21 protein-coding genes and 1 riboswitch are annotated in these 17551 nt (G+C 56.3%); of the genes, 5 read left to right on the top strand and 16 right to left on the bottom strand.

Going from position 1 to position 17551, the window contains the following annotated elements; translation table 11 throughout:
• Positions 1–35: 35 nt before the first annotated feature.
• Positions 36–701 carry a c-type cytochrome gene (locus DIC66_RS03775; RefSeq protein ID WP_117174239.1) on the bottom strand — a complete coding sequence of 222 codons (666 nt, stop codon included), beginning with the start codon at positions 699–701 and terminating at the stop codon, positions 36–38.
• 116 nt (positions 702–817) lie between these two features.
• On the opposite strand from DIC66_RS03775, the gene DIC66_RS03770 reads away from it, so the two are divergent.
• From DIC66_RS03770 to DIC66_RS03755, 4 genes are read left to right on the top strand one after another with little or no spacing between them, the layout of a single operon-like run.
• Entirely contained in the window at positions 818–1672 is an 855-nt protein-coding gene (locus DIC66_RS03770; RefSeq protein WP_117174237.1) for an AAA family ATPase, read from the top strand.
• Positions 1673–1685: 13 nt separating this feature from the next.
• Positions 1686–1916 (top strand): hypothetical protein, encoded by a 231-nt coding sequence (locus DIC66_RS03765; RefSeq protein WP_117174235.1) that lies wholly within the window; start codon positions 1686–1688, stop codon positions 1914–1916.
• Between the two features lie 8 nt (positions 1917–1924).
• The gene (locus DIC66_RS03760) at positions 1925–2521 is read left to right on the top strand and encodes a GNAT family N-acetyltransferase (protein WP_117174233.1); all 597 of its coding nucleotides are present in this window, start codon (positions 1925–1927) and stop codon (positions 2519–2521) included.
• Positions 2522–2551: 30 nt separating this feature from the next.
• Positions 2552–3766 (top strand): vWA domain-containing protein, encoded by a 1215-nt coding sequence (locus DIC66_RS03755; protein WP_117174231.1) that lies wholly within the window; start codon positions 2552–2554, stop codon positions 3764–3766.
• 9 nt (positions 3767–3775) lie between these two features.
• Here the strand turns inward: DIC66_RS03755 and DIC66_RS03750 are convergent, their stop codons facing one another.
• The 14 genes from DIC66_RS03750 to DIC66_RS03680 form a co-directional block, all read right to left on the bottom strand.
• Positions 3776–4063 (bottom strand): SemiSWEET transporter, encoded by a 288-nt coding sequence (locus tag DIC66_RS03750; protein WP_117174229.1) that lies wholly within the window; start codon positions 4061–4063, stop codon positions 3776–3778.
• Positions 4064–4620: 557 nt separating this feature from the next.
• Positions 4621–6102: a DUF723 domain-containing protein gene (locus DIC66_RS03740; RefSeq protein WP_147321231.1), complete on the bottom strand. Its 1482-nt coding sequence runs from the start codon at positions 6100–6102 to the stop codon at positions 4621–4623.
• A 40-nt stretch (positions 6103–6142) separates the two neighbouring features.
• On the bottom strand, positions 6143–6667 hold the full coding sequence (locus tag DIC66_RS03735; protein ID WP_233505773.1) for a putative molybdenum carrier protein: 525 nt from the start codon (positions 6665–6667) through the stop codon (positions 6143–6145).
• Entirely contained in the window at positions 6661–7566 is a 906-nt protein-coding gene (locus tag DIC66_RS03730; RefSeq protein WP_117174221.1) for a DUF3293 domain-containing protein, read from the bottom strand. Before DIC66_RS03730 ends, DIC66_RS03735 begins: the two co-directional genes overlap by 7 nt.
• On the bottom strand, positions 7563–8447 hold the full coding sequence (locus DIC66_RS03725) for an arginase family protein (RefSeq protein WP_117174219.1): 885 nt from the start codon (positions 8445–8447) through the stop codon (positions 7563–7565). Before DIC66_RS03725 ends, DIC66_RS03730 begins: the two co-directional genes overlap by 4 nt.
• A complete protein-coding gene (locus tag DIC66_RS22845) occupies positions 8444–8746 on the bottom strand; it encodes a hypothetical protein (protein ID WP_147321230.1) in 303 nt (100 codons plus the stop codon). The genes DIC66_RS03725 and DIC66_RS22845 overlap by 4 nt, the downstream gene beginning before the upstream one ends.
• A gap of 132 nt (positions 8747–8878) precedes the next feature.
• Positions 8879–8981, bottom strand: a riboswitch (SAM-I-IV-variant riboswitch).
• Positions 8982–9652: 671 nt separating this feature from the next.
• Positions 9653–10627 (bottom strand): SHOCT domain-containing protein, encoded by a 975-nt coding sequence (locus tag DIC66_RS22840; protein WP_147321229.1) that lies wholly within the window; start codon positions 10625–10627, stop codon positions 9653–9655.
• A 299-nt stretch (positions 10628–10926) separates the two neighbouring features.
• On the bottom strand, positions 10927–11130 hold the full coding sequence (locus DIC66_RS23565) for an HGGxSTG domain-containing protein (RefSeq protein WP_275405210.1): 204 nt from the start codon (positions 11128–11130) through the stop codon (positions 10927–10929).
• 11 nt (positions 11131–11141) lie between these two features.
• Positions 11142–11702, bottom strand: coding sequence for a hypothetical protein (locus DIC66_RS03705; protein ID WP_147321228.1), 561 nt, complete (start codon positions 11700–11702; stop codon positions 11142–11144).
• A gap of 155 nt (positions 11703–11857) precedes the next feature.
• Positions 11858–12265 (bottom strand): hypothetical protein, encoded by a 408-nt coding sequence (locus DIC66_RS03700; RefSeq protein ID WP_117174210.1) that lies wholly within the window; start codon positions 12263–12265, stop codon positions 11858–11860.
• An 11-nt stretch (positions 12266–12276) separates the two neighbouring features.
• The gene (locus DIC66_RS03695) at positions 12277–13059 is read right to left on the bottom strand and encodes a hypothetical protein (protein ID WP_117174208.1); all 783 of its coding nucleotides are present in this window, start codon (positions 13057–13059) and stop codon (positions 12277–12279) included.
• A 17-nt stretch (positions 13060–13076) separates the two neighbouring features.
• A complete protein-coding gene (locus tag DIC66_RS03690; RefSeq protein WP_117174206.1) occupies positions 13077–13406 on the bottom strand; it encodes a helix-turn-helix domain-containing protein in 330 nt (109 codons plus the stop codon).
• Positions 13406–13678, bottom strand: a complete 273-nt coding sequence (locus tag DIC66_RS03685; RefSeq protein ID WP_117175066.1) for a helix-turn-helix transcriptional regulator — start codon at positions 13676–13678, stop codon at positions 13406–13408. Before DIC66_RS03685 ends, DIC66_RS03690 begins: the two co-directional genes overlap by 1 nt.
• 446 nt (positions 13679–14124) lie before the next feature.
• The gene (locus DIC66_RS03680) at positions 14125–14976 is read right to left on the bottom strand and encodes a restriction endonuclease (protein WP_117175064.1); all 852 of its coding nucleotides are present in this window, start codon (positions 14974–14976) and stop codon (positions 14125–14127) included.
• Between the two features lie 794 nt (positions 14977–15770).
• Here DIC66_RS03680 and DIC66_RS03670 point away from each other — a divergent pair.
• Positions 15771–16013 carry a hypothetical protein gene (locus DIC66_RS03670; protein ID WP_147321227.1) on the top strand — a complete coding sequence of 81 codons (243 nt, stop codon included), beginning with the start codon at positions 15771–15773 and terminating at the stop codon, positions 16011–16013.
• A 161-nt stretch (positions 16014–16174) separates the two neighbouring features.
• Here DIC66_RS03670 and DIC66_RS03665 read toward each other — a convergent pair whose 3' ends face one another.
• Positions 16175–17395, bottom strand: a complete 1221-nt coding sequence (locus DIC66_RS03665; protein WP_117174200.1) for a tyrosine-type recombinase/integrase — start codon at positions 17393–17395, stop codon at positions 16175–16177.
• Between the last annotated feature and the right edge of the window lie 156 nt (positions 17396–17551).

Genomic DNA, 17551 nt, shown 5'->3' with positions numbered 1-17551 from the left:
CGGCGCGCCGGGCAGCACCGATGCAAGGCTCTGGCTTAGCGGAAGCGGCTCTCAGGCACGGTCTTCAGGTCGCTGGGCAAGCTGCCCACGTAAGCGGCCAGTTCCTTCAGCTCGGCATTCGAGAACTGCTTGGCCACGCCGGCCATGATGGCGTTGGCGCGTCCCACCTGGGCGCTGCTGTCATTCTTGTAGGACTTGAGTGCCACAAACAGGTAGTCATCATGCTGGCCGGCAATGCGCGGGTAGCTTGGGTCAATGGGCGCACTGAAGCTGGCGCCGTGGCAGGAAGTGCAATTGCCTTTGGCCACCAGCTCGGCGGCATGTCCGGCAGCCGCCGGCGCTGCAGCCAGGGCGGATGTGCCTTCCACCACACCGCTGGCAGCGTAATAGGCCGACAGGTCGGCGATATCCTGGTCAGTCAGTGAGGCTGCAATGCCGCGCATAGTGGGGTGCTTGCGTTCGCCTTTTTTGTAGGCATTCAAGGAACTGGCGATGTACTTGGCACTCTGACCGGAAATCTTGGGGACCTTGTGGATCTCGGGGAAGCTGGCCTGGTAGCCCACGATGCCGTGGCAACCAATGCACATGGCATTCTTCTTGGCGCCCGCTTTGGCATCGCCCGCAACTTCCTGCGCGTGCGCAGACACAAGAGTCACACACGCGACAAGCGCGGCAGCTACGGTAGAAAACAGTTTGTTCATTTTGCGCGGACAATCCAAGAGTGATTGGTATAAATTGACTGGCGCATTATATCGGTCTACCCCTGCTACCTGCGCAGTCATTGATCCTGATCAACCCTAATGCCACGTACATCGTTATGAAGTTCCAAGGTTCCCCAAATTACGTCGCAACGCAAGACCTGAAACTGTCCGTGAACGCGGCCATCACCCTGCAGCGCCCCTTGCTGGTCAAGGGCGAGCCGGGCACCGGCAAGACCATGCTGGCCGAAGAGGTGGCACAGGCGCTGGACATGCCGCTGCTGCAATGGCACATCAAATCCACCACCAAGGCGCAGCAGGGTCTGTATGAGTACGATGCGGTCAGCCGCCTGCGGGACTCGCAGCTCTCGGACATTGATGGCGGCGAGCGCGTCAAGAACATCCACAACTACATTGTCAAAGGCGTGCTGTGGCAGGCCTTCACCGCAGACCGGCAGGTGGCGTTGCTGATTGACGAGATCGACAAGGCCGACATCGAATTCCCCAACGACTTGCTGCGCGAAATCGACCGCATGGAGTTCTACTGCTACGAGACGCGCGAACTGATACGCGCCAAACACCGGCCCCTGGTGTTCATCACCTCCAACAACGAGAAGGAGCTGCCCGACGCCTTTCTGCGCCGCTGCTTCTTCCACTACATCAAGTTCCCTGACGCCCTCACCATGCAAAGCATTGTGGATGTGCACTTCCCCGGCCTGAAGGCCGAGCTGCTGAACGCCGCCATGAAGACCTTCTTCGAAATCCGCGGACTGCCAGGTCTGAAGAAGAAACCCTCCACCAGCGAGCTGCTGGACTGGCTCAAGCTCCTGCTGGCCGAAGACATCCCCCTGGAAGCCCTGCATGCCAAGGACGACAAGACCAGCATGCCACCGCTCATCGGTGCCCTGCTGAAGAATGAGCAGGACGTCACCCTGTTTGAAAAGCTGATGTTCATGCAGCGCAACAACCGCTAAAGGCCCGCACCCCATGAAAAGCAATCTGTGGATCGAAGGCCTCTCCGATGCCATCGGCTTTGTCGGTGGCGCCCTGTTGGGCTTCTGGATCGGCCGCCTGCTGGGCCTGGACATCTTTGCCCCGGGCTACGGCAACGCCAGCATCGGCGGCATTGTGCTGGTCGGCCTGGGCGGCGGCGCGGGGCTGCAACTGGCACGCCGCTGGCGCTCCCGCGCCACAGGCAACAACAACCCAAAGGAATAGAACACCCCATGGTATTTGTAGAACCCGTCACCCTGGCAGACCGCGGCGTCGAGCTGCGCCCCATGTCTCTGGAACACGAGGCGGGCTTGCGCGCCGCCGCCGCCGATGGCGAACTCTGGAACATCCGCGTCACCTCGGTGCCCGAGCCCGAGCAGACCCGCAAGTACATCGAAGACGCGCTGGCCATGCGCGAGGCCGGCAACCGCTTTGCCTGGGTGGCGGTGGAAGCCGCCACCGGCCGGGTGATTGGCAGCAGCAGCTACCACGACATCGTGCCCGCCCTCAAGCGGGTGGAAATCGGCTGGACCTGGTATGCCAAAAGCGTGCAGCGCAGCCACGTCAACACCACCTGCAAGCTGCTGCTGATGACCCACGCCTTTGAAACTCTGGGCTGCCATGTCGTGGGCTGGCGCACCGACAATTTCAACTTCGCCTCACAGGCCGCCATCGAGCGTCTGGGTGCAAAAAAGGACGGCGTGCTGCGCGGCCATGCCCTGCGCCGCGACGGCACCATTCGCGACACCGTGATGTACAGCCTGCGCGCGGGCGAGTGGCCCGAGGTGAAGGCGCAGCTGCTGCATTCGCTGAATAAGCCGCGCGGCTAGGACCTGCAAAGGCCCACCCAGCACAACGCCATGCTGCTCGACTTCTTCTACACCCTGCGCGCAGCCAAGCTGCCGGTCTCCGTCAAGGAGTACCTGGTGCTGCTGGAAGCCTTGCAAAAAGGCGTGGTGGGCCCGCGCCATGCCACGCCGGGCACTGACGAAGAAGGCACGGGCTACCAGGTGGATGACTTCTACTACCTCAGCCGCACCGCGCTGGTAAAGGACGAAAAGCACTACGACAAGTTCGACCGCGCCTTTGCCGCCTACTTCAAGGGGGTGGAGCTGGTTACCGACTTCACCCAGGAGCTGCCGCTGGAGTGGTTGCGCAAGAACCTGGAGCTCAACCTCAGCCCCGAAGAACTGGCCAAGATCGAGAAGATGGGCTGGGACGAGTTGATGGAGACCTTGAAGAAGCGCCTGGAAGAACAGAACGAGCGCCACGAGGGCGGCAGCAAATGGATAGGCACGGGCGGCACATCGCCCTTTGGCGCCTATGGCCAGAACCCGCAGGGCATACGCATAGGCCAGGACAAGAACCGCAACAAGAGCGCCGTCAAAGTCTGGGACCAGCGCGCCTACAAGGACTATGACGACACGCAGGAGCTGGGCACGCGCAACATCAAGGTGGCGCTGCGCCGCCTGCGCAAGTTCGCCCGCGAGGGCCATGTGGAAGAGCTGGACCTGGACGAGACCATCAGCAAGACCGCCGAGAACGCCGGTTACCTAGACATCAAGATGCGGCCCGAGCGCCACAACAATGTGAAGGTGCTGCTGCTCATGGACGTGGGCGGCACCATGGACGAGCACATTGCCCGCGTGGAAGAGCTGTTCAGCGCCACCAAGACCGAGTTCAAGCACCTGGAGTTTTATTACTTCCACAACTGCCCCTACGACTTCATGTGGAAGAACAACCGGCGCCGCTTTGCCGAGAAGTTCGACACCTGGGACATCCTGCGCAAATACAACAAGGACTACAAGCTGATCTTTGTGGGCGACGCCACCATGAGCCCTTACGAGATCCTGCAGCCCGGTGGCAGTGTGGAATACAACAACCCCGAGGCTGGTGCCGAGTGGATTGGCCGCCTGACCAGCGCCTTCCCAAAGTTCGCCTGGATCAACCCCGAGCCGCAGGGCGTCTGGCAATACCGCCAGAGCATTGCGCTGGTACAGCAACTCGTCCACCAGCACATGTTCCCACTCACCCTCAAAGGCCTGGAAGAGGCCATGCGGCACCTGACCAAATAGGTAGCTGGCTTAGCCTGCCAGCGGCTTTTTCGAAGCTTCCTTCTTGAGGGAGGCCATCTTCAGGGCCAGGATGCTCAGCGCCAGCACCAGGGTCAGCGCGTTGGCAACGATGACCGGCCAGTCACGCGTCATCAGCCCGTACACCAGCCAGAGGGCCACCCCGAAGGTGAAGAATGAATACATGCCCAAGGAAATTCCGGACACATCCCGCGAGCGGTAGCTCTGCACCACCTGTGGCACAAAGGACAAGGTGGTGGAGACGGCGGCGACAAAACCAACGGATGAGGAATCGAGCATGGCCCAAGTCTAACGGAGGTTTTAAGGGTTTACCCTAGTAACGCGATTTTTGGGAACTTTGCGTTGCCCGAGCGCCACTGACTGTTATGCCCCGCAGATTGAGGGCTTGGCCAGTGCACATGGTCCAACAACAGGAATCACAAACCTGGCTGTAGGCCGCATGGATGCTAGGTTCTTTGAACTCCTATTATGAAAATACCGTCAAAAGTACCGTCATTTATCGATGTGTCCCGATGTGATTGTTTTGCGACACGGCGATTAGAGCTACCCAAACATCTTGGTGAGATAAGCGCCCAGCACTACACACAGTAATGCTCCTAGGACCGACAGTATTGCCGCACTTTGCATAGCGGCTACATTGGCATTCATGAGCCTCTGGTCTAGGTCAAACTGTTCTTGCATCAGCCGGACCGCCTGACGACGGTCCCATTCCCTGCTGGCCAGAATACCATTCGCCGTGTACGCATCCCACCCTGACTGCCACGTGGCCAACTTTGGGTCCGACATGGCGCCTAGGTCTTCACCAGTGACGGCTTTTATGGTGCGGGGAACAGTCGTCATTGTCTAAACAGTTCCATCAGATTCGCAGGAAGTGCCACACTGAAGCATTCTTTTCTGCCCCCGAATTTGGTGGTGCGTTCCCTGTTCCCCCGGAGCGGACTGTAATGATGGGCCTTTACGTGAGCCCCCACCAGGGTCTGCTCAGCCTTGAAAGCCTCTATCAGAGTGAGCTTCTTTTCACCCAGCACCTTGAACTTATAGCCGGCGGCCCCATACCCCGCAAACCGCTGCTTGATGGATTTCAGGGTGATGCCGATCTTGTAGAAGCTCTCACCGCTTTCTGACTCAAAGTGCAGGTAGTACAGGACCGCAGGCCGCTCGGCTAGAGCCCGGTCGCGGGAAAGCACCTTGAACGAATAGGCGCCGGGCAGATCATCGTCGGCACATTTTCGGCAGCCGCTCTTCACGTGACGGCCAGGGACCTGCTCATACTCACCGTGTACTGGGCAAATGATCGTTACTGGAAGCCTGGCTGTCTTATATGTCACCTTTGAGTAGTCGTATTTGTCCCCATGCACTGCCTTTGATTTTGCGATGAACGCATCTACCGACTGCCTTTGTTTGGAAGCAATCGTTTCATTGCCGCATTTGGGGCACCCGCTGCCAGATAGGTGACCATTCGCGTCTTGCATGAACTCACCGTGAATGGGGCAAATGATTGCAACCTTGTCCTTTGAGGTCAGGTAGTCGACCAGCGAATAGTCGTACTTGCCTGCGTGCACGATGGCGCCACGCTCAATAAATGCGGCAGTGCCAATTCGATCCTGTGGTCTGGCAGCTCTTGGGCCTCGCCCCCGATTCGTCGCATCCTCATTGGCACATTGAGGGCAGCCATAGGAAGACTTACGGAGGTGCATCACCGGGGCCTGAGCAAACACCCCGTGGACTGGACAGCCAATTACCACAGGCGTCCATGCATCAACGTACTGGGCGGCCTGGTAATCAAACTTCAGTCCATACTTCTCCCGAGCCTGTTCGATGAACTGCGACTGCGTTGTGCGATTGGATTGCCCCTTCGAGGCATTACCGCACGATGGGCAACCAGCACCCTTCAGGTGCACATACGGAACTTGGTCAAACGGTCCGTGCACGTTGCACTGAATGGACACTTTAAGACGGGCAGTCCTGTAATTCACGTCAGAGTAATCGTAAAGGTCGCCGTGTACTTTGTGGGCCTGTTCCACGAAACTATCACTGGATTTGCGATATCGATCGCCAGCGGCTTCCGAGGCGCATTTTCGGCAACCCTTCCCAGCCAAGTGGTTGCCGGGGGCCTGCATAAAAGGGCCATGTGTGGGGCAACTGATTTGCACCGGCGTTTTGCTATCGGTGTACTCAACTGTCGAATATTCGTAGGTGTTGCCGTGCTTGGCAATACACCTTGCCACGAACTCGTCTCTGGTTATCTTTGCTCCCATTCGTGGAATGGTAACGGCTGCAACCCATCGATGCCGAACGCTCGCTTTACTGTAGTACAAAAAGAACTGTTGGCCCAGCGCCAGCGAGATATTACCGTGACTAGGTCCATAAATTCCTATTCGGAGGGAGCTCACGCAAATGCCGAAGAAGCAAAAACGTCATTGCGTAGATTCCTGGCCGCTTCTCCTCCCTGGGGCCGGCAATATTCAAAGTCTTGATCTGATGGGGTTCAAGCCAGCGCTGGATATCAATGGCCGCATTGGCGATGTCGGCAATGTCCATCTGAACAACCAGGCACGGGCGCACCATTGTTTGCGTGAATTTCAGGGTCTGCAATGTGCCGCCGTCCAGTGCACCCACATTCAACAGCAAGGTCGCCTGGCTATCTTGAACATTGAGCCTTGTACGTTGGCGGTAGCCATCCGACTCTGTCTCTCGCAGTTGGTATCTGGCTGGCAAAACTCCGTCAATGGCAATGCGACCCCTGGGGCACCATCCAGCGTGAGGTAGTTTGCTCTCAATAGCGAAATCCAGTGCCGCACGGTCGACGCCCGTCTGGCCACCGGACATCATGATCTCAACATGCCCCAGCCTGGCGGGTGAGTTCAAAGCAGATGTCAGCAAGCCAATGCCTCCAGTGTGATCGATACACCGACAAGCTTGCCATCGTAGGCGGTGCCACCATCGCGTCCATAGTTGACATATAGGCCCGTTCCCTTGGAGAAATCCCAGGTCAGGATAAACCTCCGGCCGTCATAGCCCGACCGGCTCGTCTTGCTGAAGTCATTGCCTTGAAGGATGCGTAGCCATTCGGACGGCGTGAGGCGCAGGGTAGCAAACTCATCACCCCAGTTAAATCCCAGCTCAACCCAGGAGAATGGTGGCACTTTCAATGGGTAGCGGATCGCCTTGTCCAGGTCCGTGAGCTCAACCAAGGTGACCAAGCCGTTGGCGTCGATCCACAACATGGCGTATTGCCCATAACGTTTGGCCAACCTCTCGGCCTGGCTCCTATCCATGCCAACCACCATCAGACTTGGTTCTGTTGGCCAGGCTCCCGCAGGGTCTCCGCCGTTGCCAGGGAACACCAAGGCACCAGAGCCCTTCAAGTCGCGCTTAAGTGCTCTGTCCGCCATCCTGTTGTGGACTGGACCGAGCTGCAGGCTTGCTGGGTTGTGGGCAGAAATGAAGGCCGCACCGGACGCATTAAGACACTGTAGAAGATCCGCCACGGCCTGACCTTTCTCTCCCACCCGCAGTACATAGGTCTGCTCATTCGCTTCAAAGTCGTAGTGGGCCCGGCTGTACGCAGCGCGCCAGTCTGCCGCTTTTGGCCGTGGTCGACGGCCCTGGGGAAACGTCACTGTTAATTCGGTAGCATCCGACGGCTCCGTCACCGTCAAAGTATGGCCAGAGGCGCGCAACGCTTCGTCCAAGGCCGTCAGACGCCTCTCCAACCAAGGTGGCGGCGGACTTGATATTTCGTTCGAATTGCTGTCAGGACCAAACTTGTCCGTGCTCATGGCCTGTCCCTTTCCTTGATCTTCATCCTGGCAGCGCCAGATTTGTTTGAGGCTCCGACCGTCATGCGGTGGAGTTGCAGCACTGGGTTGCTGTGCATGTCGTCACCCGGCTGGTATCCGCCGGCCAGGTTCCATACCGTGGGGTACAGCAGCTTGCGAAAGACGGTCAGGTCGCGCTGTTCCATCTGCGCGTTGTCCAGGATGCCGCCAAGCGGGTCATCCTTGTGCATGTCTGCGCCAGCCTGGTACAGAAGCAGATCCGGCTTGAAGGCGTTGATCTCCTCGACGCACTCTTCCAACCACAGGAAGAACTCGTCAGGGTCATCCTCTGGGTGGAAGTACAAGCCGCTGGTCAGGTGCAGGACATTGCGCTGCAGCTCTGGCAGGCTGGTCAAGATGTGATCCGTGCCGTTGCCAAAGTGGAAGTCCAGGTCCAGGATGGCCACCTTGGCGCCCGGGTTGGCCTGGACGAATGCATCGGCCGCCAGTGTCAATCCATTGAAGGTGCAGTAGCCTTCTGCGAAGTCGTAGCCGGCGTGGTGAAAGCCGGATGCAGGGACGCACACAGGCATCTGCCGGTAGGGTGCATGCAGGGCGGCCGATACCATCGCACCACAGGTCCACAAGCAGGCCTGCGGCACACGCTGGTCGAAGTTGTGGAAGCCGTTCTGGACAGATCCACCAAACACACCGTCAACGAAGTGTTTGTCATGGACACGGTAGAGATCCGCCTGAGTGACCGGCACGACCAGCGCGCGAGGAGATGTCCGGTAGTGGTGATCCATCAGCTCCATGAACCTGCGTGGCTTGGATGCCGACTTCGAGAATGAGTCAACATCATCCAGGCTCATCAGTGGGTCATAGAAGAAGGGGCCGATCATTTGCCATGGCCCTGCTCCGTTCCAACTGTGATGAGGTGCGCAAGAGCCTTCAAGCCGTGGCTATCCAGGCATGCCTTGAAGTGAACCTGCTCAGCATCAGCGTCTTTGGCAGAGTTCAAGCGACTGGAGATTTTCAAGCAGTAGCCGCCAACAGGTTCACACACCGGGGTGACATCGGCGAAGTATGCGAAGTCGCCATTGTCAAAAAGAGTCGCTCGTGAGGTTGCACTTACCGGATGGGTGGGTGTGCTGCAATTCTGCACAGCTGACTCGGCGGCGGACCGGCGAACTTGGTTCATTTCAATCTCCTCTTTAGTGGCTTTGACAATGTGTCGGGGGCCACAAGCTGGAACAAATCCCCCCGGTCGATTCGCGCACAACGCAGGCCCAACCAGGCCCAGAAATGAAAAAACCCTCATGAGAGGGTTGACGTTGTTCGGCTTGGTTGCCCCGTTGGGCCACATTGCTTTTGGCAGACCACCTTGCCCCGGGGGCAGGTTGGTGCGGACGTCAGTCCAGCTCAGGATGTGAAACGACTGTAACCCATTTCAATGAATACAGGAATCGAACGGTTAGGCAACGGACTAGCTGTGCACTGATGCCGCGCTTAGTGTCTTGTTTAGACTGCTACCAGCCCTGTAGGTTCTACAGTCACTCCATCAACGAAAAAACTTCAACAAAAAAATACTGCTAGACCTCCAATGCAAACTCCCATCCATACCAACAATCCGTCGGAAAAATTTTTCTCAGACTTGGTTTGAATCGGTCGTTCTGGCCTATTTTCGATATCACTCGCGGCCATAGGATCAACGTCCCTTAGCTGCTCAAGAGTCAATTTTGTACCGCCCCACCCATACTTTTTCTCGTCCATGTTGCGCCCCTTCTTTCTACGTACTACCCCCGCTTTCCTCGCCACGACCTTGGCAACTTGCCAACGCGTCAGCAAGAACTCAAGCTAAAGCCACCAGTAAGGCCTCAATGTGCGTTGCGGAAGGTGCAACGGACTGGCTCAACAGCTTCCGGCCTCAGGCAAAAAGGTTGGGCGCCATAGTCAAACCTTGAAGCCAGAGCATCAGGATATGGATGGCATCTCTGCGGGGAACAGGTTGACAGATGTCCAGCAACGGTACTGAACCTCCACAGATCCAAGTGACAACCATGTCCTTCAGTTCAAGGACAAGATGCCGAAAGTCCCCCGGCGAAGATCACAGCAACTTAAGGATATCTTCCTGCTTTTTTTGATATAGCTCTTTGTCAATTAGGCCGCTGTCAAACAACCTCTTTAGGTCTTGCATGCGTTGCTCCACAGACTTCCCTCCAGTGTCTTTCTTCTCATCGGAAGGCGGGCATTTTTCTGAGCCTTCAACAATCACTTTTTTGGTGCTCTTGCAATACACATAAGTATCTTCCGCATTAGAAATAGATTGCGGCTTTATGTCGCTTTGAGGTCCAAAGTTTGCCATCAAAGCGCTGATGGTTGGCACGTTTGCGAATGCATCTTTTGAGTAGTTGTAATCCATCAAAGTTTCCGCTGCATCTTGATATTTTTCAGCCCATGCAGTAATTTTAGAAAAAGCAGTAGCTCTCTTTTTATCGTCTTGCAGACCATTCTTATTCCATTCAATAACTGTCGACCCAGGAAACCCAAAACTCTCTGCATCAAAAGACACAATTGCAGAGTAGTATTTTCCGCTAGATCCTGTTTCGGTTACGTGTACATTTATAAGTGTTCTATACTGCGATCCAATCTGGGTTGAAACAGCGTCTATCGTCAGGCAATTATCATTTTTTCCACGAGCTTTGTTCCGCATGTAAAGATGCCCGCCACTACAAGGAGAGCCGCTCCAATGACTAGAGCTGTTCGATCGCAGGTTGGCCTGAACACCTTGATATGCGGTCAATGAACCATTCCCGGAAAGTCTCATTCGGAACAGCCCTAATGGAATACTGTCAGCGCTTCCTGTTGAGCCAGACAGCGTTGCATCCTCAAACCGCCAGATTTCGCCACCAACATAAATTGGATATCCTCCAATGGTGTCATCGGATAAAATGGATTGCCCCTGAGTTAAAGTTGGCTTTTTCCCATCATCGAATAATTCTCTTGCTTGAACACTGAAGACTATTAGACTCCCAAGAATGAGCAACCACTTTACAATATTTTTTTCGCAGGCAATCTTCATGGGTTTAAGCTTTATTTAAAGTGACTAGATCATCAGGAGGAGCACAAATGTGACAAACATAAAATTTAAATGTTCGTCGCTTCTTGTGTCCAATATGCTTACTTGTTTTTCTTCTAGTATGAGCGTTACCTGCGGCAATCGATATCCCCCAAACGGGTGATTTTGCCTGTTGATTGAAACGGATCTGGCGGGCGGCGGGCGTCAATCCATTTTTCATTGAGTATTCCGATTTGTTCAATTTATAGTGGTCCAGACATTGCTGTTGGATGTTGGTTTTGGCCGGATGGAATTTCTTGAACTCATTTGCAAATCATTGCGTTGATGCCCTTGATCAAGTCGCGCAACCTGGCCCGATTGGCTATGGCCTCCTTGGTATAGAAGCCATGGGTTGGAGGCCTTCCGGTACTCAACCCGCCGTGCAGCCTGCAACGGCCGTTGTCGAGAGGCTGCTTTTGGCAGGGGTTACCGGTTGTTCTGGCATGTGCGCCACAAATGGGCTTCATGGGGTTTTCCATCATTTCTCTCCAGCACCACCACGGGGCTGAACCTGGCCAATGACCGCCTGCCCCCCGCCTGTGACGTTGACGTGCTGAATGGTGATCCGCTGCTCGCCTGAGCCACGCATGCGCTTTACCGTCATCAGCCCGCGCTGGAAGGTCTCCATGGCTCTAATCCCAAGGTTCATCATGCGAACTGAGTTTTGTGGGTCTTGCTGCAGATTGGCCTTCGCCACGTAGTTCATCGCGGTGGTGTGGCAGACAGCCAGTTGATGACTCAACATGCGCTCCAAACTGTTGGCAGCTTGAATGGAGTCGGACGCGTCCAAGGCTGACGCCGCACAGTCGACGCCTACCTGGGACACCAACCGTAGGCGGTCCCGGGAAGCATCCATAGCGGCCACTCCAGGCGTTTTCATGGTGTCGAGCAACCCCGGGTCATCCTGGGACATTGCTTCGCCTCCTGCGCCCACCAGGATGCCTCCCTGGGTTTCATCCATGGACAGCAGTGCCGCCGACTCTACGGCATAGGCTTCAATGTCGGAAACCGTTCCGCCATTTGCAGTGATGCGCGCCATGTTGGCCTTCCCGGAGAGCGCCTTTTGCAGAAGCTTGGCCCGCTTGGTGGTCGAGTCACGCCCCACCCGATTTGATTCTGCACACTCCTGGCACAAGTGACCAACACCACAGGGTGTGACGTCAGAAGTACCACCGCAGAGAGAGCAAGGGCTCTTCATGGTGCCACCGTTACTTTCTGACCTGACGCTTCAACAGCTTCAATCAGCGCGCTATCCAAGTCGTGACAGTACTCATCCGCAAGGTCCAGTGTCGCCGTTGCGTAGGTCACCTCCCATGTAAGGTCGGCATGCCTGTGGTCGGAATTGTTGCACAGGTAGTCGTGAAGGGTGTTGATGCGGTCTCGCACCATTCCCATCCGGCGCTCAAGCTCGGCGATCTTCTTTTCGGCCTCCTTGTCAGCGCCAAGCACACTAAAGTGATTCAGGATGGCCCGGAGCTGCCAAGGGTGCAGAGATACCTCCATGGGCTCGAAGTAGCCTTCTGTCTGGGTGATGGTGATGAGCGTGCCTTTGTCATCGGTGTTCATCTCGGCTTTGAACTCGGCATGCGAAAGTGGTTTCATGTTTCGGCCTCTTAATGGGTAATGGATTGGTGTGTGGAGGTCAGACTGACCAGGAAGCCAAGCTGTCCTTGGGTTAGCCAGCGGTGTCTGTTGTGGTGGCCTGTGCAGCGATAAGCAGGTGTAGGGATGGCAACATATAAAGGTGGTACATGCGGTGTCCTATGGATTGCTTTTTCCTCTTCCTGCAAAAACCCTGTCGCAACCCGCATGGCCATTGGGTTTGAGCCCTTTATTGCCATAGTCACGCCGTGTCCTGGTCCACCATTCCAGGTGTCACACCATGTCCTGGTTTTTGAGCCGACTAGGACACCCCGTGACACGGTGGCTGTCACGTCGTGTCCTGGGCTATTTTTTTCTTCAGGCTCCTTTTTCACAGCAAGCTCGGCCGCTGCAATCAGATCCACCGCCTGCTGGACACTGGTGATGCGCTGCCACTCGTTGGTCTCTTTAGTGGCGTCCAGCAGCTTGGCGGGGATCTCGAAGCACTCGCGGTCAGTGACTCGGTACAAGGTCGGCTTCCGCTGCCCGCCACGAGTGCAGCCACCCTTTTGTGTGATGGACACCAACCCAACAGCGCAGAGGGCGCGCAGACTTCGTGCCAATGTGACGTGGTGGTTGATACCGCACTTCTTCGCACGGGTGAGCGGCAACGAGAGGTCGCCATTGTTGAAGCCCTTCAATTCGCGCAGCAGTGCCAGGTATGCCAGTACGTCGTGGGGAGATAGGGCTGCAAATGCGTGACTGTCGTACACGTCGTCGTAGATGCGCAGGCTGTGGCCGCGTGGGTCGCGCATTGGTTTTGCGTGCTTACTCATGCATCACCTGGCCCGTCTATCAACGTGTAGCGGGCAGCACGCGGATGCATGTAGCCATCATGGTCGTACAGCGTAACCAGCTCGGTTTCTATGTTGAAGCCAAACTTGTCACGCAACTCCTTGATCCGTGCCGGTGCTTGGTAGCAGCCAAGGCAACGGAGGTCATAGCTCGTCTTTGCCCCAGTGCGCAAGGCTTCAAGGATGCGAGCGTGCTGGGCTTCCGTGGCGGTTGACTTGCTGCTAAACTTTATGTTCTTGGTTTTTGAGTGAGTCTCGGCGGGTTGGATGTTTGTACCATCCAACCCGTTGCTATTTTTGCGTGCCATTACACTGCCTCGCCCTTGTCAGCTTGGGCCAACAGCCATTGGCGGATCAGGCCTACGTTCCATGCGGTCACACGTTCCGACAACTTCACCGGCTTTGGGAATTGGCCATTTTTGCAATGGCGCCACAAAGTAGCTGAAGAGAACGGAACGACCTCCAGAACTTTTGGCTGTCGCATGAAGCCAGTGTCCGGCAGCTCGTCAAAATTGAAATTTCCATGCGGTGATACGCGCACCGGCTGCCTGGGATTGGCGGATGCCTTCTTGATGTTCATATAAATTTTTCCCAAAAAAAAGCCCACCAGGCGAGCCGGGCGGGCAAAAGCAAAAATGGCCCGCACAAGTGCGAGCCAACTAGTCAAAGAGGGATGGGGAGGTTTTTACATATTGAGTACTCCAGAACGACAAAACCCGCCGTAGTTACCTAGGGCGGGTTGTAAATTTAGAGCGAGCGGGACCATCAAAATGGCCGCTGATTGTTTTGCCGGGTGTGTCTCTCCGGCTTTATTGCTGCCGTAAATGTACCAGTTTTTATTGCATCACCAGACCACATGTAATACCAAGACGCATAAATATTTGGAATATGCACAATCGACTGGATTGAGGTGCTTGGCCTCGTCACCATGACCTTGCGGATAACCGAGTGGGTTTCCATTGGGTTCACAATGCGAGGCAGTTGGCACACAAGAACCCGGGGGCTTCGCTCACAAAAGTCATCTTCCTAAATTTGCACCGTACCCCGACACTTGGGATATTTGGAGCATCCCCAGAAGGCATTGCCGGCGTTCGTGCCGCGCTTCGCCTCCCGCTTGACCATGGCTGATCCGCACACCGGGCATCCAGGTGCGGCCAAGGGCGCAGCAGCAACTTGGGCGGTAGCTGAACTGATGCCGGCCTTGCGTCCAGCCTTCGCCGCCTGCAACATGGCGAAGAGCCGATCGCCATCCAACAACGTGACATTGCGGCCCCGGGCGAACTCCAGGGCATCAGTCGTGAACTTGCCGGACGTGACGACAAAGCCGCCTGCAGCGCCCTTAGCGGCCATGACGCCATAGAGCTGACGCACTACGTCCACGCCAACCTTGAAGGCCTTCCATTGCTTGCACTGGACGAACAACTTTTCGCTGCCCTTGGTCAGGACCAGATCCACTCCGCCATCTGGGCCAGCACCGCCCAGTTCCAAGACCTTGTAGCCCTTCTGCCTGAAGGCCTCGCCCACCAGGCCCTCAAATTCCAGCCAGGTCATGCCGTCCAGTGATGAGGCAGAGGTACTGGCTGTAACGCCCTGGACAAGGGATTTGCGCTGAGAAGCCTTCCAGGCCGACGCTGCGGCTGCTCCCAGGCAGATGACCGGCAGGATGTACTGGAAGAAGCCGGCAATAGTCCGGAAGATTGTCCCGGAGACGGAGCCAACCAGTTGAGGTGTGGTGGTGACAGGTGCCACCACTTGGCTTGCATAGGCATGGAGGCCAACGTACAAGGCAATGGCGGCCGCCACGCCACCCCACCACGGCAGCATCGCCACCAACTCGAACACGTCTTCCAGCGGACTGGTCTTTCCTCTTCTGGCCACTTTCTCTCCTAGTTGTGTACAGTGACCGTAACAGCACCCGACCGACGCATCCATCCCCCATCCGGGTGATATTTCTGATTCAAAACAGCATCGTTCGGAGCAGCGTATTGAGGTCCTATAGGTGCTAGACCATTGAGCAAGACTTGGGTTTGCACTCAACGCCTCGCTGTCGCCTAATTGATCCTTGAGGCGGCTTTGGTAGGGCAGCGCGCTAGAAGTCGTCTTCAAGCGTAGCGAGCAAAGCGCATATTCCAGCCACAGACAAAATTAGCTTGTTTGCGTGCATCAACTCTGTCAGCAATGAGCTGGAAACGATTGACAGGCCAAGCAAGAAGAGGGGCAGTAGCGAGCACCCGTTTGCAATATTCTGCGCAGTGTCTTTTGAAACAAATTTCCCGTTCCTATGTGGGACCTTCCATCATGCATACAGAAGAGCCACCAGCAACGAGCTAATGTCGATCCAATTTCCATCAACAACCATCGCAATTACGAGCGACCAACTTTGAAGACGGATGGGGTTACTGCGCCAAGAACACCGCCAATTGGCCGAAGATCAAAATCGTAGTAATCGAATAGGAACGAAACCACTCCTTGCACCGACCCCGACACCAGCACGCCCAAGAGGGCGAATGCCGCCATTGTGCGCAAAGTGCGGATTAAGAATTTCGCTGTTTGATCTGGCATTTTTTCCCTAGCTGCGGTCAGACTGACATGGGCCAATAATAGCGACATTGGCCTTCAAGTGGGTTGCAGTATCCGCGCCATCCGTCACCAACAAGCTTAAGCACGACCTGATGGCTCATTTCGAAGGGGATCCCGATCAGTTCAAGCCATACCAAATCATCCCGCTAGCTGTGGGCAGGCGCCCCACTGATCCGCTCAATCAGGTGCTGCAAGACTGGAATGGCGTGGACGGCGCACATGCCAAATACATGGTGGAGGTCCGGGTTAAAAGCTTGGTGTGCGTCGGCCGAATCAAACCGGTTCAGGGCCAGCTGGGCTTTGTGGAAGGCTGGAAGAGATGCCCACGGCACTGAAGCGACTCCGCCAACCGGGACACGTAGTGTGCCCCTGATCCACGATGGCCGAAAACACAATGCCATTGGCATCGATTGACAGTGACGACTCGTTATCCCGAGAAAGAGGCCTCCCAATCAATGCTCCCAGGCCGACCGCGCACCGGAGTACGCGGAATTTGTTATGCCGCCTTGATATGAATTACCTCAGCGCCCACCCGCAATTTATCCAAGTAGTCCGCCCAACGTTGCATCATCGCACGGCGTGCCGGGAGGTGCGCCGTGCGGTTGTAGGCGCGTCCGTTGGGGTCTCTGACCGCATGGGACAGCTGGTGCTCTATCAGATCTACACGCTCGCCCATGACCTCATCCATGATGGTTCTGGCCGTAGCCCGGAAGCCGTGGGCGCTGTGGACTTCTTTTGCGTAACCCATGCCCCGCAGTGCCGCGTTGATGGTGTTCTCGCTCATAGGGCGCTCACCAGTGCGCAGACTGGGGAAAACATACCGCCCGTGGCCCGTCACGGGATGGATGCCGCGCAGGATATCCACGGCCTGCGTCGACAGCGGGACGATGTGGTCAACCTTCATTTTCATTTTGCTGCCCTGTATGCGCCACTCTGCCGCGTCAAGGTCAATCTCTGACCATTCAGCGGTGCGCAGCTCACCGGGACGCAGGAACACCAAAGGCGTCATCTTGAGCGCAGCTACCGTGTATGGGTGTCCGGTGTAATCGAAGATGGAACGCATCAACTGGCCCAGATGCTTGGGGTCGGTGATTGCCGCATAGTGCGTGGTGGTCTTGGTTGCTAGTGCCTCGCGCAAGTCAGCGGTAACGTCACGGTCAGCCAGCCCTGAAACCACGGCAAACCGGAATACCTGCCCGCATAGCTGCTTAAGCCGGTGCGCTGTGTCGATAGCTGCGCGGGCTTCCACCTTGCGAATGACCTTTTCTAACACGTCACGCGGGCCGATGTCTGCAATAGGCATCTTGCCGATGTAGGGGAACGCATCGTTCTCCAGCCACGCCGTCACCTTGTCCTGCGTGACCTGGGCACGGTTGGCCTTGGTCTTGGTCAGCCAGTCACGCGCCACCACTTCAAAGGTGTTTGCGGCCGCTGCCAGCTTCACGGCCTTTTCTTCCTGTTTGGCTGTGCTGGGGTCGATACCGTCTGCCAGCAGTTCACGGGCCTTTTCACGGCGCTGCCGTGCCTTGAGCAGCGAGACCTCGGGATAGGTGCCCAGCGCCAGCGTCTTGCGCTTTTCAGCGAAGCGGTAGTCCATGCGCCAATATTTCCCACCGGCATTTATCAACAGATACATGCCACCACCGTCTGCATGCTTGTCGCCTGAGGGCCTGCCCGTGTGCTTGGTGTTCTTCACGAAGGTGTCTGTCAGTGCCATGATTTGCGCCCTTTGACGGTATGTCGGTATGTGACTTTTGGAGATACCGTCACAGATACCGTCAAATTGTCGGTATGTCATGTTACCCCGTGAGACCACCCGAGACAATAAAAAACCCGCCACGCTGGGGAAACGTGCGGGTTTTGAGGTGTTCTG

Origin of the sequence: Rhodoferax lacus (assembly GCF_003415675.1) — a bacterium.
GTDB lineage: Bacteria > Pseudomonadota > Gammaproteobacteria > Burkholderiales > Burkholderiaceae_C > Allorhodoferax > Allorhodoferax lacus.
This window is presented reverse-complemented; position numbering and strand designations above follow the sequence as displayed.

Coding starts and splice junctions, on each gene's coding strand:
- DIC66_RS22840 (WP_147321229.1), bottom strand. CDS start 10,627: ATGAAGATTGCCTGCGAAAAAAATATTGTAAAGTGGTTGCTCATTCTT.
- DIC66_RS03670 (WP_147321227.1), top strand. CDS start 15,771: ATGGCTCATTTCGAAGGGGATCCCGATCAGTTCAAGCCATACCAAATC.
- DIC66_RS03705 (WP_147321228.1), bottom strand. CDS start 11,702: ATGGCGCGCATCACTGCAAATGGCGGAACGGTTTCCGACATTGAAGCC.
- DIC66_RS03770 (WP_117174237.1), top strand. CDS start 818: ATGAAGTTCCAAGGTTCCCCAAATTACGTCGCAACGCAAGACCTGAAA.
- DIC66_RS03750 (WP_117174229.1), bottom strand. CDS start 4,063: ATGCTCGATTCCTCATCCGTTGGTTTTGTCGCCGCCGTCTCCACCACC.
- DIC66_RS03685 (WP_117175066.1), bottom strand. CDS start 13,678: ATGAACATCAAGAAGGCATCCGCCAATCCCAGGCAGCCGGTGCGCGTA.
- DIC66_RS22845 (WP_147321230.1), bottom strand. CDS start 8,746: ATGAACCAAGTTCGCCGGTCCGCCGCCGAGTCAGCTGTGCAGAATTGC.
- DIC66_RS03665 (WP_117174200.1), bottom strand. CDS start 17,395: ATGGCACTGACAGACACCTTCGTGAAGAACACCAAGCACACGGGCAGG.
- DIC66_RS03765 (WP_117174235.1), top strand. CDS start 1,686: ATGAAAAGCAATCTGTGGATCGAAGGCCTCTCCGATGCCATCGGCTTT.
- DIC66_RS03775 (WP_117174239.1), bottom strand. CDS start 701: ATGAACAAACTGTTTTCTACCGTAGCTGCCGCGCTTGTCGCGTGTGTG.
- DIC66_RS03760 (WP_117174233.1), top strand. CDS start 1,925: ATGGTATTTGTAGAACCCGTCACCCTGGCAGACCGCGGCGTCGAGCTG.
- DIC66_RS03700 (WP_117174210.1), bottom strand. CDS start 12,265: ATGAAACCACTTTCGCATGCCGAGTTCAAAGCCGAGATGAACACCGAT.
- DIC66_RS03695 (WP_117174208.1), bottom strand. CDS start 13,059: ATGCGCGACCCACGCGGCCACAGCCTGCGCATCTACGACGACGTGTAC.
- DIC66_RS03725 (WP_117174219.1), bottom strand. CDS start 8,447: ATGATCGGCCCCTTCTTCTATGACCCACTGATGAGCCTGGATGATGTT.
- DIC66_RS03690 (WP_117174206.1), bottom strand. CDS start 13,406: ATGGCACGCAAAAATAGCAACGGGTTGGATGGTACAAACATCCAACCC.
- DIC66_RS03730 (WP_117174221.1), bottom strand. CDS start 7,566: ATGAGCACGGACAAGTTTGGTCCTGACAGCAATTCGAACGAAATATCA.
- DIC66_RS23565 (WP_275405210.1), bottom strand. CDS start 11,130: ATGAAGCCCATTTGTGGCGCACATGCCAGAACAACCGGTAACCCCTGC.
- DIC66_RS03755 (WP_117174231.1), top strand. CDS start 2,552: ATGCTGCTCGACTTCTTCTACACCCTGCGCGCAGCCAAGCTGCCGGTC.